General features: G+C 73.0%; 14 protein-coding genes. 6 read left to right on the top strand and 8 right to left on the bottom strand.

Annotated features, from left to right (window positions below):
• Positions 1-19: 19 nt before the first annotated feature.
• Positions 20-940 (top strand): ABC transporter ATP-binding protein, encoded by a 921-nt coding sequence (locus HQQ85_RS01145; protein ID WP_173180681.1) that lies wholly within the window; start codon positions 20-22, stop codon positions 938-940.
• Positions 941-1,156: 216 nt separating this feature from the next.
• Here the strand turns inward: HQQ85_RS01145 and HQQ85_RS01140 are convergent, their stop codons facing one another.
• A complete protein-coding gene (locus tag HQQ85_RS01140; protein ID WP_173180680.1) occupies positions 1,157-2,035 on the bottom strand; it encodes an oxygenase MpaB family protein in 879 nt (292 codons plus the stop codon).
• A 73-nt stretch (positions 2,036-2,108) separates the two neighbouring features.
• Between HQQ85_RS01140 and HQQ85_RS01135 the strand changes: the two genes are divergently transcribed.
• Entirely contained in the window at positions 2,109-3,335 is a 1,227-nt protein-coding gene (locus HQQ85_RS01135) for a geranylgeranyl reductase family protein (RefSeq protein ID WP_173180679.1), read from the top strand.
• Between the two features lie 51 nt (positions 3,336-3,386).
• Here HQQ85_RS01135 and HQQ85_RS01130 read toward each other — a convergent pair whose 3' ends face one another.
• Positions 3,387-5,324 carry a cellulase family glycosylhydrolase gene (locus HQQ85_RS01130; protein WP_371741711.1) on the bottom strand — a complete coding sequence of 646 codons (1,938 nt, stop codon included), beginning with the start codon at positions 5,322-5,324 and terminating at the stop codon, positions 3,387-3,389.
• 90 nt (positions 5,325-5,414) lie between these two features.
• On the opposite strand from HQQ85_RS01130, the gene HQQ85_RS01125 reads away from it, so the two are divergent.
• Positions 5,415-6,167: a class I SAM-dependent methyltransferase gene (locus HQQ85_RS01125; RefSeq protein WP_173180678.1), complete on the top strand. Its 753-nt coding sequence runs from the start codon at positions 5,415-5,417 to the stop codon at positions 6,165-6,167.
• Between the two features lie 74 nt (positions 6,168-6,241).
• Complete coding sequence (locus HQQ85_RS01120; RefSeq protein WP_173180677.1) at positions 6,242-7,648, top strand: LssY C-terminal domain-containing protein; 1,407 nt, start codon at positions 6,242-6,244, stop codon at positions 7,646-7,648.
• Positions 7,649-7,655: 7 nt separating this feature from the next.
• On the opposite strand, the gene HQQ85_RS01115 is transcribed toward HQQ85_RS01120, so the two are convergent.
• The 6 genes from HQQ85_RS01115 to HQQ85_RS01090 form a co-directional block, all read right to left on the bottom strand.
• Entirely contained in the window at positions 7,656-8,405 is a 750-nt protein-coding gene (locus tag HQQ85_RS01115; RefSeq protein ID WP_173180676.1) for a DUF429 domain-containing protein, read from the bottom strand.
• Between the two features lie 13 nt (positions 8,406-8,418).
• Complete coding sequence (locus HQQ85_RS01110; RefSeq protein ID WP_173180675.1) at positions 8,419-8,775, bottom strand: hypothetical protein; 357 nt, start codon at positions 8,773-8,775, stop codon at positions 8,419-8,421.
• A gap of 100 nt (positions 8,776-8,875) precedes the next feature.
• Positions 8,876-9,847: a diacylglycerol kinase family protein gene (locus HQQ85_RS01105; protein ID WP_173180674.1), complete on the bottom strand. Its 972-nt coding sequence runs from the start codon at positions 9,845-9,847 to the stop codon at positions 8,876-8,878.
• 25 nt (positions 9,848-9,872) lie between these two features.
• Positions 9,873-10,820, bottom strand: coding sequence for a hypothetical protein (locus tag HQQ85_RS01100; protein ID WP_173180673.1), 948 nt, complete (start codon positions 10,818-10,820; stop codon positions 9,873-9,875).
• A gap of 88 nt (positions 10,821-10,908) precedes the next feature.
• Positions 10,909-11,544: a hypothetical protein gene (locus HQQ85_RS01095; RefSeq protein ID WP_173180672.1), complete on the bottom strand. Its 636-nt coding sequence runs from the start codon at positions 11,542-11,544 to the stop codon at positions 10,909-10,911.
• A 38-nt stretch (positions 11,545-11,582) separates the two neighbouring features.
• Positions 11,583-12,008: a hypothetical protein gene (locus tag HQQ85_RS01090; RefSeq protein WP_173180671.1), complete on the bottom strand. Its 426-nt coding sequence runs from the start codon at positions 12,006-12,008 to the stop codon at positions 11,583-11,585.
• Positions 12,009-12,088: 80 nt separating this feature from the next.
• On the opposite strand from HQQ85_RS01090, the gene HQQ85_RS01085 reads away from it, so the two are divergent.
• Both HQQ85_RS01085 and HQQ85_RS01080 read left to right on the top strand, forming a co-directional pair.
• A complete protein-coding gene (locus HQQ85_RS01085) occupies positions 12,089-12,721 on the top strand; it encodes a TetR/AcrR family transcriptional regulator (protein WP_173180670.1) in 633 nt (210 codons plus the stop codon).
• 130 nt (positions 12,722-12,851) lie between these two features.
• Complete coding sequence (locus tag HQQ85_RS01080) at positions 12,852-14,456, top strand: MDR family MFS transporter (RefSeq protein WP_173180669.1); 1,605 nt, start codon at positions 12,852-12,854, stop codon at positions 14,454-14,456.
• Positions 14,457-14,528 lie beyond the last annotated feature (72 nt).

Here is a 14,528-nt window from a genome sequence, read left to right as displayed (position 1 = left end):
CCCGGGTGAGAATGGACGGATGAGCGTCCCGTCCTCCTCCCCCGAACCTGGCGCGCGGGTTCGACCACGCGAGACGTCCACCGAGGCCGATAGCGGCTCGGTCGGCGCCACGCGTGCGCCAACCCACATCGAGGAGCCCGGGAGCGCACGGGCGGCGGTGCTCGAGTTCCGCGGGGTGCGGTTCGTGCGGCAGGGGCGGGTGCTGCTGGACGACGTGTCGTTCGAGGTACGGTCCGGCGAGCACTGGGCGCTGATCGGGCCGAACGGCGCCGGGAAGAGCACGATCCTGAGCCTCGCGGGGGCGGTGCAGCATCCGTCGAGCGGAGAGGTGCACGTGCTCGGGCAGCGCATCGGGCGCGTCGAGCTGCAGGCGCTGCGGCGGTCGATCGGGCACGTGAATCCGCGGCATCCGCTCGGGTCGGGGCTGAGCATCCGCGAGGTGGTGCTCACCGGGCTCACCGGGTCGGTCGAGCTCGTGCCGCGGTGGGCACCGAGCGCGGATGATCGCGAGCGCGCCGACGCCTTCACCGAGCTGCTCGGCCTCGCCGACCGCGCCACCGAACCGTGGACGACGCTCTCGCAGGGCGAACGTGGACGCACCCTGATCGCCCGCGCACTGATGACCGACCCGACGCTGCTGCTGCTCGACGAGCCGTCGACCGGCCTCGACGTCGCCGCCCGCGAGCAGCTGCTCGACACCCTCGACCGCGTGCGCGAGACGCACCCCGGCCTCGCCTCGGTGCTCGTCACGCATCACCTCGAGGAGCTGCCGACGTCGACGTCCCACGCGATGCTCCTCGCCCACGGCCGCATCACCGCGATCGGCCCGGCCCCCACCGTCCTCACGACCGAGAACATCACGGCGACCTTCGCTCACCCCATCGACATCGAGCACCGCCGCGGCCGCTGGCACGCCCGTTCGGGCGCCCTCCGCGACTGACCGCTCCGCCGCCCGGGTGGGTGACGGATGCGCGGCCCGCCCACGCGAACTGACCGCCGGGCCCCCGCGTGGGTGGGTGACGGATGCGCAGCCCGCCCACCCCGACGGTGACCACGATCGACCCGGCCCCATCGGGCGGCAGCCAGACGCGCGGCCGGCTCCATCGAGGGGCTACCAAGCGCGCGGCGGCGGCCGCGGGAGGGTGCGCCGCGGCGGTCAGGGGTAGCGGCGGGCCAGGGTGGCGAGATAGCGGCGCTGCGGGAGGTGGCGGAGGGCGCGCGGGAGGCGGCGGTAGACGGGGGCGACGACGCGGAAGAGGCGGTCGAGGCGGTGCTGCTGCGCGGGCGTCCAGCGGAAGCCGAAGAGGGTGCGGACGCTCGGCGGCAGCAGGCCGATCGTCGCGAAACGGGCCAGCGGCATCACCACCCGGATGGGCAGCGCCGCCTTCTCGGCCTTCAGCAGCTCACGCGCCACCGCGCGGATCGGCGGGTCGGCGGACAGGCGTGGCAGCATCCCGTCCCAGTAGGCGCGGAAGGCCGCCCGGTCGGCGGGCCACAGCTCGGCCGGCATCTGCAGCGCGGTGCCCAGCACGGCGTATTCGCGATACACGCGCTCGGCCTCATCCGGGGCGAGCGGCCCGAAGACCCGCTCGTACACGGTGATCGCGGTGTCGTACAGCGTGGCCGCCACCCACAGCTGCAGTTCGGGGTCGCGCGCGTCGTACCGCGGGTCGCCCGACGTCCCGTGGTTGCGCTCGGCGTCGGCGTCGGGTGCGACCGTGGCGTCCGTGAGCTGGGCACCGGCCTGGCCGGCGCCGGGCCGGCGGGGGGAGGCGGAGCCGCGGGGCGGGTTCGCGACCGGGGCGTGCGCGCGGTTGACGGCCTTCCGCATGCGGCGGACGTCGTCGGGCGAGCCGTTCGAGAGGGCGTAGATGTAGCTGAGGGTGGCGTTCAGGCGGCTCATCGGACGCGACGCGAAATCGCTGTGCCGCGCCACGCCGTAGCCCACGCCGGGCAGCGCGATCTGCAGCAGGATCGCCCGGCCGGCTCCGGCGAGCAGGATGCCCTCCGGCGCGATGTCCGCGAGCCCGACCATGCGGCCGACGCTACCACCGGCCGCTGACACGGAGGCGAGGGCATGGAATCGTGGGGGACGTAGGCTCGGGAGCATGCCCGAGAACGATGCGACCGCGCCCGAGTGGTCGGCCGACCGCACCGTCTGGGACGTGATCGTGATCGGCGCGGGGCCGGCCGGGGCGAGTGCGGCGCGGGCCGCGGCGGAGGGTGGAGCATCCGTTCTGCTCGTCGACCGGGCGACGTTCCCGCGGTACAAGACGTGCGGCGGGGGGCTGCTCGGCGAGTCGCTGCGGTACGTGCCCGAGGCGGCCCGGCACACCATCGAGTCGCGGGTGCGCGCGTCGCTCGTGACCGACCGCTTCGCGCGGCCGTTCGTGCTGCGGCGGCCGTCACCGTACCTCGCGATGGTGCGGCGGTCGGAGTTCGATCAGGCGCTGGTCGAGGCGGCGACGGATGCGGGGGCCGTGTTCGTCGACGGGGTGGCGGTGCGCGAGATCCAGGCGGATGACGACCCGACCCGACCGGTGCTCGTGCGCACGGCCACCGCCACCGCAGCCGCCCGGGTCGTCATCGGCGCCGACGGCACCGGCGGGCGCACCGCCCGGCACGTGGGCGTCGAGATCGGCGGCGTCGACCTCGGGCTCGAGGACGAGGTCGCGATGCCCGCCGACGCCCGCGCCTGGCGCGACCGGGTGCGGCTCGACTGGGGCGGGGCCGCGGGCAGCTACGCCTGGGTGTTCCCGAAGCGGGACTCGCTGACGGTCGGGGTCATCCAGCGGAAGGGCCGGCCCGACGAGACCCGTGAGTACCTCGCCGCCTGGCGCCGGCACCTCGGGCTCGAGCACGCCGAGACGCTGCACTCCTCGGGGCACCTCACGCAGTGGCGGGTGCCGGGCTCCCCCGTGCGACGGGGCCGCGTGCTCGTGGCGGGCGACGCCGCCGGCCTCCTCGAACCGTGGACCCGCGAGGGCATCTCGTTCGCCCTCCGCTCCGGCACCTGGGCGGGCGAGGCGGCGGCCGCGGCGGCGGTCGGCACGCGGGCGGCACGTGCAGCCGGTGCGGCGGGCGCGGCCGGGTCAGACGAGCGGATGCCCGCCCTCGACGCCTACACCGGGCGCATCCGCGGCGCGCTCGAACCCGAGCAGGTGCTGGGTGCCGAACTGCTGCGCTTCTTCGAGACGCGTCGCGGCCTCGTGCACTCGCTGATCCGGACACGGTGGGGCGCGCGCTGGTTCGCGCGCTTCTGCCGCGGCGAGACCTCGCTCGCCCGCGTGGCACGGCACCCGATCGCGCGCGCCGTCGCCCGTCGCCTCGCCTGACGCCCGCCGCCTCGCGCCGTCGTTCGCCGCCTCGGCGGACGGCGGCACGGGCTATTTCGCGGTGAGGGTGACCGCGGGCGCCGTCGGCGTCGACGTCGACTGCACCTGGGCGCCGACCGTGATGGTCTGGCCCGGCGCGATGTAGGTGCCCCAGTCGGCGCCCGTGCAGGTGATCACCCCGGCCGCGAGCTCGCAGCGCATGCCCCACGCGTTCACCACGGCGGTGGCGCCCGGGTCGGACCAGGAGGCCGTCCAGCCCGTGGAGCCGCCCGTGTTGGTGACCTTCAGTTCGGCGACGTAGCCCTCGTCCCACGTGCTCTGCAATGCCCAGGCCGCCGAGAGGTCGTCGGCGGACGCCGATCCCGGGGTGGTGGGGGTCGGGGTGGAGGCGGAGGGGGCGGAGGAGCCGGGGGCGCCGGTCACCGGTCCGGGTGCGCCGTCGCGGGCCGTGCCGCCGATGCGGGCACCGGGGGTCGCGGGGCGGGCGGGAGCGGCGCTCGAAGGGTTGGCGGTGCCGGGGGTGCCGGGCTGAGCATCCGGAACCGGAGAAGGAGTGGGAGTGGGAGAAGCCGTGGGCGTGGGCGACGACGGCCCACTCGCCGAGGGTGCCGCGGCGTGCGGCGCGACCGCCGAGCCCGGCCCGAGCAGCGGCACGAGCGCCGCCACCTTCTCGGCCTGGGGCGTGACCCAGTCGTCCTGCACGATGCCGCCCGTGTCACCGCTGTTCGGGTTGAACGACCAGTACGAGAAGCTGATGCCGGTCGACCCGAGGTAGGACACGATGTTCTCGAACCACTGCCGGTCGCTGGTGGTCTGCAGCTTCGAGCCGAACTCGCCGACGAGCACCGGGGCGATGCCCTCGCGGGCGAGGTAGCCCCAGTTCGCGTCCCACACTTCGGGCAGATTCGCCGGGTAGGCCGGATCGGAGAACCAGGTCTGCGGGTAGATCGACGCCGGGTAGTCGTGCGGCGAGTAGACGACCCGGTCGGGCACGGCGAGCGAGACGAGGTCGCCGCCCGCATCCGCCAGCCCGCCGCCCCACCAGGTGGTGCCGCCCGAGCCCTGCCGTTCGACGCCCTCGACGATGACGAGGAGCTCGGGGTTCACGGCGAGCACCGCGTCTCCGGCGCGCTCGGCGGCGGCCCGCCAGTCGACCGAGGAGTCGCCGCAGCCCCAGCACGCGGCGCCGTGCGGCTCGTTGTGCAGGTCGACCCCGATCACCGAGGGCTCGGAGCGGTACCGCTCGGCGAGCATCTGCCAGTCGGCGATCCACGCCTCCTCGGGGAAGCGGTCGGTGTACCAGAGGTCGGACTGCCCGGCCGAGTCGGGCCGGTGCCGGTCGAGGATGACGTTCAGTCCGTACGACTTCGCCGCCTGCACGATGGCGTCCATCAGCTCGAGCGGGCTGAGGTCGACGAGGGTGGGGTTCTCGAAGGCGTTGATCGAGGTCGTCACGGGCTGCGCGAGGCACTCGTTCGAGAACGGCAGCCGGATCGTGTTGAACCCCAGCGACGCGATCTGCGCCAGCCCGGCGTCGAGGCTGATCGACCAGAGGCCGTGCGGGGCGCAGTTGGTGGTCTCCATGCCGAACCACGAGATGCCCTTGATCACGTAGGTGCTGCCGTCGGCGGTGACGATGCGGCCGCCGTCGGTGTGCAGCGGGCCGGGCAGGGTGGCCGAGAGGTCGCCGGTGAGCGGTGCAGCGGCCGGGGCGCCCGGATCGGCCGGGGCGGTTCCGGATGCCGACGCGGGCGGCGGCGTGGCCGGGTCGCTCTGCGGGGTGACGGGCAGCGGTGACATGGTCTCCCCCGATCCGATGGGGCCGGGGCCCGCGGTTCCGCTGTGGCGCGGTGAGGACGTCGGGGCGGTGTCACCGGGCAGGACGGAGGCCGCGCCCCCCGGCAGCGCCGAGGCCGAGCCGACCGAGGCCGTGCCTACGACGGCCGCGACGAGCAGCATCGCGACCGCGCCGGCCCGCCATCCCACCACGTCGTCCCCCGAGCCTCGCCGTCGTCCGCAGCCCAACCCTGCTGGCACGAGACTACCCGCCCACCGGGCGTGCGGTGCGAGGATGGTCGCATGGCGAAGGATCAGCAGTACGCCCAGAGCGTCGGCGCCGAGGCCGCCGCCTACGACGCCGGCCGGCCGGGCTATCCCGACGATGCGGTGGAGTGGCTGCTCTCCCGCGCCGCCACCGACGACGACGCCCGGCCCGACGTGGTCGACGTGGGAGCCGGCACGGGCAAGTTCACGGCGTCGCTGGTCGCACGCAGCGCATCCGTCACCGCCGTCGAGCCCGACGAGCTGATGCGCGCCCGGCTGGCCGCGAACCTGCCGACGGTGGTCGCCGTCGAGGGCACCGGCGAGCAGCTGCCCCTCGGCGACGCGTCGGCCGACGTGGTGACGTACGCGCAGTCGTGGCACTGGGTCGACGTCGAGGCGGCGTCGCAGGAGGCCGCGCGGGTGCTGCGGCCGGGCGGCGTTCTGGCACTGGTCTGGAACGTGCGCGACGAGCAGGTCGACTGGGTGCGGCGCCTGACCGAGGTGATCGGCGCCTCGATCGCCGACGAGTACGAGACCGTCGCTCCCCCGGTCGCCGAACCGCTGCGCCGCGACGCGCACGCCGAGTTCCGCTGGACGAACGAGCTCGACCGCGCCGCCCTGCACTCCCTCGTCTCCTCGCGCAGCAGCGTGATCGCGCTCGACGAGCCGGCCCGGGCCGAGCTGCTGGCCGGCCTCGACGAGCTGCTCGACACGCATCCCGACCTCGCCGGCCTCGACCGCTACCCGATGCCGTACCTGACCCGCGTCACCATCGCCCGCCCGATCTGAGCGGATGCGCGGCCGCCCCGTCGCGTCCGGGGCCTGCCGCGCGGCCTGACACGCCGGGCCGCTATCGTGGGGGCATGCCCGAGACGCAGGCCCCCGCCGCCGTCGGCGAGCGTGTTCCCGGGCACGGGCCGCGGACGCGCATCCGCCGCTTCTCGATCAACGCGGTGCTCGACAACCTCTTCTTCGTCATCGCCGGGGCCGCCGCCGTCTGGCTGGCCTACCTGGTGCTCACCCAGGGCTTCGACTCGGGCTGGGCGCAGGTGTGGTTCTACCTCGTGTTCTGGGTGCTCGTGGCGTACATCGCGCTGCCGCGGCTGCACCGCATCCTGACCAACATCTACGTGCCGAACTACTTCATCGGCCGCACCCGCACGAGCGACGGGCTGCTCGGCGACCCGGTGAACCTCGGCCTGCTCGGTGCCGAGGAGCAGTTGCACACCGCCATGACGGCCGCGGGCTGGACCCGCGCCGACGACCTGAGCCTCCGCAGCGGACTGCGGATCGTGCGCTCCACCGTGCTGCGACGCAGCTACGACGAGGCGCCGGTCAGCCCGCTGATGCTGTTCGGGCGCAACCAGGACTTCGCCTACCAGCAGGAGGTGAAGGGCAACCCGTCCAAGCGGCACCACGTGCGGTTCTGGCGCTGCCCCGACGACTGGCTGCTGCCCGGAGGCCACAAGACCGACTGGCTTGCCGCCGGCACCTACGACCGGGCGGTCGGATTCTCGCTGTTCACGCTGCAGATCACGCACAAGATCGACGAGAACACCGACGTCGAGCGGGACCACATCGTCGCCACGATCGAGCAGTCGGTGCCGGCGGCCGAGGTCGACCTGCTGAAGGACTTCGCCACCGGCTACCACTCCAGGAACGGCGGCGGTGACGCCATCGTCACGGACGGCGACCTGCCCGTGATCGACCTGCGCGCGGTGACGCCGACGGCCGAGGCCACGGCCGAGACGCACGCGCCGGTGCCGACGCCGCACGTCGGGCCGAACGCGTCGCCCGTCCCCGACAAGACGGTGCGGCGGCCGGCGCAGATCGTGTTCGGCGCGGCCGTGGTGGTGCTGCGGGCGTTCTCGCCGCTGTTCGTCATCGCCGCGGTGGTGTTCGACTGGCAGGGCGTGCGCGACCTGATCAGCATCGACACGGGCGACGTGGTGCCCTCGGGGATGGATGCGCGGGACTTCGTGCTCTGGGGCGTGGTGGTGATCTCGGCGCTGTTCGGGCTGGCGCAGCTGCTGTTCGGGGTGCTGATGTTCTTCGGCAGCAACGTCGCCCGCATCCTCGTGATGCTGTTCAGCACGATCAACATCGTGATCGCGCTGATCGACCATCTCGGCGGCGCCCAGATCACGCTCGGCACGAACCTGATCGGGGTGTCGCTCGACATCCTGATCCTGATCGCGCTGTCGAGCGGGCGGGCGCGGGACTACGCGCGGCGGCCGCGGGTGAAGAAGGCGGAGCGGCGGGCGCTCTGAGCGGTCGTCACCGTGCCGGGCGCGGCGCGATGGCGTCGAGCTCGCGGGGCGGCAGGGCGATCCAGCCCTCGCGGCGGGCGCGGTCGCGGTGCCGGGCGGGTGGTGGAGGCGTGAGTCCGAGGGCGTGCGCGCGGGCGACGAGCGCTGCCACCACGGCGTCGAACGCGTCGTCGTCGGCGACCATGAGGTCGGCCATCGCCCCGAGCTCGAGCCAGGGCATCCGCTCGCCGAATTCGGCCAGCAGCCCGGCCCGCACCGAGGCGTCGGTCTTGTACCCGCGCGTGTCGAAGTCCCAGAGCCGCAGCGATGCGCCCGGGTAGACCTCGGCGACGCGGCCCGCGCCCGAGCGGTCGACGGGGCCGATCCGGTCGCCGATGCACTCGAGCAGGGCCGCGCAGTGCATGGCGGTGAGGCCGAGGCGGTCGGTCGAGACGCTGAGCGGCCAGCGGCCGGTGACCTCGCGGGTCACCCGATCGGTCTCGCGGTAGGCGAGGGTGCGGCGCCAGGGCATGCCGGCGAGCTCGCCGGCGATCCGCTCGCCGCGGGCGTGGGCCGCGACGAAGGCGACGAACTCGTCAGGCCAGCCGAAGGCGCAGTCGATGCCCGTGGACGTGGCGTCTTCCGCCGCAGCGGCGACCCGGGCATCCGGAACCGCCGTCTCGAGCGAGACCAGCACGGCCGCCGACGACGACCAGTCGATGACGGCGAGAGCAGTGCCTCGGGTCTCGGCCGCGAGGTCGACCCCCGCGGTCAGCACCGGGAGATCGGGCTCAGGCCGCGATGACGGTGAGGCCCATGCCCACCATCGAGAGCGCCACGACCGCCGAGACGATGGCGACGTTCGAGAGCACGCCGACGGGCAGGCGCCCGGCGACCGGACCGCGGTCGACGGCCGACATGGCCTGGCCGAGGTCGCTGAACCCGCCGAGGTCGAAGCCGGTGGCGCCCGTGGCCAGGAAGTGGCCCTCGGTGTACTCGATCATGCCGGCGTACTCGCCGTTGCGGGAGGCGATCCAGAGCTTCGACTCGGGCGTCGCCCAGTTGAGCGGGGCGGCGATCGTGGGGACAGAAGCGGACTCCTCGATGCGCGGTGCCCGCACCGCGGTGATGTTCGTGAGCAGTGCCATGACGAGCCCTTCTGTGTAACCCTGACTGATTATTAGAGAGACTAGCAATAAGTTCGTCAGGTTTTACGGGGTTGTCACATCGTGTCTGCTCGTGTAGGCATCAATTCGCGTCGGCGGGCACCCGCACCTTCAGCGCGCCCGGGTCGATCCACGTCTTCATCGCGATCGCCGTGCCGAAGCCGTCGCCGTCGAGTTCGATCTCCTCGGGGCGGCGCAGCCGCAGCACGAGCTCCTTGCCGCGCAGGTAGTTGAGCGCACGCACCTCTCGCGCCGAGCCCATCAACCGCCGGCCGGCAGCGGTGCGCCGCAGCACGCCGTTCTCCCAGAAGATCTTGCCCATGATCTGCAGCCAGCCGAAGAAGCCCTCCGGTCGCAGCAGCACGATGTCGAACAGGCCGTCGTCGACCGCGGCGTCGGGCAGCAGCAGGATGTTCGCCGGCAGCGACCCGCAGTTGCCCACCATGATCGTGTGCGCCCGGACGTTCCGCGGCGCCTTGCCGTCCAGGCTGTAGCGCAGCCGCAGCTGGTTCTTGTCGCGCAGCACCGTGGCGATCGCCTTCGCATAGGCCAGCCAGCCGACCTTCGCCTTCAGCTCGTCGTCGGTGGCGGCGAGCATCTTGGCGTCGAGGCCGAGGCCGACCATGACGAGATAGGCGTGCTGGGTCACCTTCTCGTCTTCGTGACGGATGCGCACCTGCCCGAGATCGATGGCCCGCTCGGTGCCGCCGAACGCCGTCTGCAGCGCGTTCTCGACGTCGTCCAGCGTGAGGTCGAGGTTGCGCGCGAGCAGGTTGCCCGTGCCGGACGGGAGCAGTCCGATCGGTACTCCCGTGCCGCCGAGCACCTCGGCCACCGCGCGCACCGTGCCGTCGCCGCCCGCGGCGATCACGAGGTCGACCTCCTCCTCGAGCGCCTTCTTCGTGGGGCCCTGGCCCGGGTCGTCGACCGAGGTCTCGAGCCAGAGGGTCTCGGCCCAGCCGGACTCGGTCTCCTGAGCCGCGACCGCGGTCTTCAGGGCGTCGAGGTCGACTTTGATGGGGTTGTAGACGAGCGCTGCTCGGGGTGCGGTCATCTTGGTGACCGTACCAGGGGGCGCGCTACTCCCCCAGCCCTTGCTCCTGCTCGCCGAGCCCCTGCTCGCCCAGCCCCTGCCCGCCGGGCCCGGGGAACCCCGGCCCGAACAGGGCACGGAGACAGCGCCTCACCTGCACGCCGTCACCGTCCATGTAGGCGTTGATCGCCGCGCGGGCGGTGGAGGCGGCCCGCTCGACGGCGAACTGCTCCTCGATCGACCGCGCGAGCGACGCCTTGGGCAGCACCCGCTGCGTTCCGGTGGGGCTCGTGAGATCGGGCAGCGGCAGCAGGCCGTCGTTCGCGAGCCGCTCCCACACCCAGCAGACGTCCCAGAGAAGGCTGAACGAGCGCTGCTGCAGCGCCTGGCGGAGGGCGACCGTCTCGAGGTAGTAGGAGGTGATGCCGAGGCCGTGCTCGTGCTTCCACGCGATCAGCAGCCGGATCAGGGCCCGCAGCGCCCCGTCGTCGTCGATCCGCGAGAGCAGCAGCTCGCGGGAGCCCGGAAGGTGCGGCACCCAGCGGTGGGCGGCGTCGGGCACCCAGACGGTGTCGACGGCGCCGGCGTCCTTCGCCTCGTAGGAGGGGATCAACCGGAGCCCTGCGGTGCCCGGGCGGTCGATGACGAGCGAGTCGCCGTTCTCGAGGCGCGAGGCGAAGACGCCGAGCGCCGACGCCGGGGCACCGGTCGAGCCGGCCCCTTCGACGAGGGCTGCGCGCAGGGCGTCGATCGCCTTGGCGAGGCTGCGCGGCTTCGGGCCCTCGAGCACGACGAGGCAGTCGAGGCGGCTGGGGCCGGCGACGGCGGTGCCGTGCGCGAACGAGCCGGTGTCGAGGATGCGGCGCACCCGCGGGCTGTGCAGCAGCGCCCCGCCGACGTGGGCTCGCAGCAGCCGCGTCTCGTCGACCACGATCGACGACGGCGTCAGCGCGTCGCCGTACGAGCGTATGGCTTCGGCGACATCATCCGGCACGGCTCGACCTCCCGAGGACGAACCTACTCCGGCGGGGGCGCGCGCGGCGGCGGCCTCGCGCGTGGCCACTCGCGCGTGGCCCCTCGCTTCAGCGGCGGCGGCGCGCCTTGAGGGCCCGGCTGTCCTCGAGCTCCCAGAGGTCGAACTCGCGCACCCGCCGCATCCGCTCGGCCCGGTGCCGGCGGTACTCCTCGTCGACCACGAGGTTCGACGTGGCCCGCACCTGGTCGAGCCGCGCCTCGATCTCGCGCGAGATCTCCTCCCACGCGCGCTTCCGGGCGTCGTCGACGAGCAGCGCCACGGCGACGTCGTCGGCGGCATCGCGACGGATGCTGTCGGCCACGTCGCGGTACACCCGACGCCTCGCCGACAGCAGCTCGAGGTCGCGCGCCTTGTAGTCGTGCTGGTGCCGGGCGACCCCGCGGTCGCTCTGCGCCTCCTCGATCACCTCGAGGGCGTGGTCGAGGTTGTTCTCCTGCTCCTCGGCGAGCTCCTGCAGCACCTCGCGCGCCGCCTCCGCCGCCCGCGCGCGGTCGAACGACTCGTCGTCGCGGAGCGCCGACACGATCAGCCGGTTCTTCAGCGCCAGCACGGCCGAGAACCGGGCGATCAGCAGCCCGTCGGCGATGGCGGCGTCGATCTCGTCGGCCGACAGCGGCTCCGGAGGCGCGATCGGCGCACCGCTCGCCAGCCAGCGAGGTCTCTTCGCTCGCCGCCGTGCCATGGTGCGCCTCCTCGACCCCAGCTTAATCGCTCGGGGCCTCAGGCGCAGAGTCGCTCGCGCAGCCAGCCCGCCGCCTCGGAGCGCGGGAGCTCACCCGACCGCAGCAGGCGGGTGAACTCGACCGCCGCATCCGTCAGTCGCCCGTCGGCGGTGTCGGGCCGGTCACCACCGATCCGGATGCTCGCCCAGCGCGCCGCCCGCGGCCCCACCCGCGCGGCCACCGCCACGATCCCCGCGAAGTGCCGGGCCTGCCCGCGGGTGGCGTCGTCGTACTCCCGGGCGAAGCCGCGGCCCCGGATGACGTTGCGTCCCCCGGTCGCCGCATCGAGCATCCAGAGCGGACCCAGGCGCACACCGGCACCGGCCCGACCGATCTCCACGAGGAAGCGACGCATCGACCAGCGCGTCGGGGCTCCTTCGTCGATCGCCGCGACGAGTGAGCACAGGCGGGAGCACGCATCCATTCCTTTGACCCTACGGCGGCACCCCGAACCCCGCTTTCTTTCGCGTTGCGAAAAGTTTTAGTGTGTGCAACCATTGCGGCATGACGATCGAATCCCCGTCGGCTCCGCCCGGGCTTCGCGAGCGCAAGAAGCGCGAGACCGCGCGGGCCATCGAGGTGGCGGCGGTCGAGCTGGCCGCCGAGCAGTCGCTCAGCGAGGCGACGATCGAGGCCATCAGCGCCCGGGCCGACGTCACCAGCCGCACCTTCTTCAACTACTACGCGAGCAAGGAGGACGCGGTGCTCGGCGTCTCGCGCGCCTTCCCCCGCTCGCAGTTCCTCGAACTGACGCAGCGGCATGGCCGCTCGATCGTCGAGACGCTGCTCGACGGCGTGGTGCAGGAGCTCGGTTCGATCGAGCTCGGCACGGCCGACTTCCAGGCCAAGAAGCGGCACGTGCTGCTCGAGAACCCGCACCTGCTCGCCCGCGACTTCCAGACCATGGGCGACATCGAGGCGGAGCTCGTCGCGGTCACCCGCCGGCTGCTCGACGAGGAGGGCGTCGTGCCGCCCGGCGAGCGTGACGACCGCGCGTGGGCCGTGGTCACGCTGATGGGCGCGGTGCTCCGGCTCGCGATGCAGCGCTGGAGCCGCGACTCCGGTTCGGGCGCCCCGGTCGCCGACCACATCGCCGCCGCCTTCCGCGCCCTGCGCGCGGTCGCCCGCGACGCCTGACGCGCCCCACCGCCGCCCCGCGCCCCACTGCCCCACCTCGCTCGACCGCCCCTAGCTCCACCGCCCCACCGCGCTCGACTCCCACCCCGCCCGACCCGCTCTCCGAAGCCACCACGACCCCGAGGAACCCATGACCGCCAACCCCGACGTGAACGGCGCCGCCGTCCCCGCCTCCGGCACCGCCTCCGCGCCTGCCGCCGCCGACCCCGCCGAGTCCACCGGCCTCACCAAGCGCCGCGTCAACCTGATCTTCGCCGCCCTGCTCGTGGCGATGCTGCTCTCGGCGCTCGACCAGACCATCCTCGGCACCGCCCTGCCGACCATCGTCGGCGAGCTCGACGGCGTCAACCACATGCTCTGGGTGGCGACCGCGTACATCCTCGCCTCGACCATCGTGATGCCGGTCTACGGCAAGGTCGGCGACCTGATCGGCCGCAAGTCGCTCTTCGTGATCGCGCTCAGCATCTTCGTCTTCGGCTCCGCCATCGGCGGTTTCGCCATGTCGATGGAGTGGCTGATTGCCGGCCGCTTCATCCAGGGCCTCGGTGGCGGCGGGCTGATGATCCTCTCGCAGGCGATCATCGCCGACGTCATCCCCGCCCGCGACCGCGGCAAGTACATGGGGTTCATCGGCGCCGTCTTCGGCCTCTCCTCGGTCGCCGGCCCCCTCCTCGGCGGCCTCTTCACCGACACGCTCAGCTGGCGCTACGCCTTCTGGATCAACGTGCCCCTCGGCATCGCCGCCATCGTCGCCGCCGTCGCGCTGATCAAGCTGCCGAAGCTGAACCGCGCCGTCCGCCCGAAGATCGACGTCGCCGGCATGGTCACCCTCGCGATCGCGGCGTCGGCACTGGTGCTCACCGCCTCCTGGGGCGGCACCGAGTACGAGTGGAACTCCCCCGAGATCATCGGCCTGATCATCGCGACCGTCGTGGCGGCGGTCGCCTTCGTGCTGATCGAGCGGAAGAGCTCCGAGCCGGTCATCCCGATGTCGCTGTTCGCCAACCGCAACTTCACCCTCACCACCCTCGGTGGGCTCGCGATCGGCATCTCGATGTTCGGCGCGATCGGCTACATGCCGACGTTCCTGCAGATCGTGAACAACGTCAACGCGACCGTCTCGGGCTTCATGCTCCTGCCGATGCTCGCGGGCCTCCTCGTCACCGGCATCGGCGGCGGCTTCCTGATCTCCAAGACGGGCCGCTACAAGTGGATGCCCATCGTCGGCTCCCTCGTCGTCGCCGGCGCCCTGGTGCTGTTCTCGACCATGCGCGCCGACACCCCGCTCGGCCTGGTGCTGGTGTACCTCGCGATCCTCGGCCTCGGCATCGGACTCGCGATGCAGGTGCTCGTGCTGATCGTGCAGAACTCGGTGCCGCACTCGATGGTCGGAACGGCCACCGCGGGCAACAACTTCTTCCGCGAGATCGGCGCCTCGCTCGGCTCCGCCGTCGTCGGCTCGCTGTTCGTCGCCCGTCTCACCGAGCAGCTCGCGTCCTCGGCCGCGCAGCTCGGCGGCGGAGGCGGCGCGCTGCCGACCGACACCAACGCACTCACCCCGGCCGCCATCAACGCGCTGCCGCCCGAGGTGCACACGATCATCGTCGAGGCCTACTCGAACGCGCTCAGCCCCGTGTACCTCTACCTGGTGCCGCTGATGCTCGTGGCGGCCCTCCTCCTCTGCTTCGTCAAGGAGATCCCCCTCGAGACCACGGTCGTCCGCCCCGAGGCGTAGCCCCCGCACCGACCCGAGCGTGAGTCGCGCCGAAGTGCTGCACTTCGGCGCGACTCAGCCCGTTCGGCAGCC

The organism is Herbiconiux sp. VKM Ac-2851 (assembly GCF_013205105.1).
Lineage (GTDB): Bacteria > Actinomycetota > Actinomycetes > Actinomycetales > Microbacteriaceae > Herbiconiux > Herbiconiux flava.
This window is presented reverse-complemented; position numbering and strand designations above follow the sequence as displayed.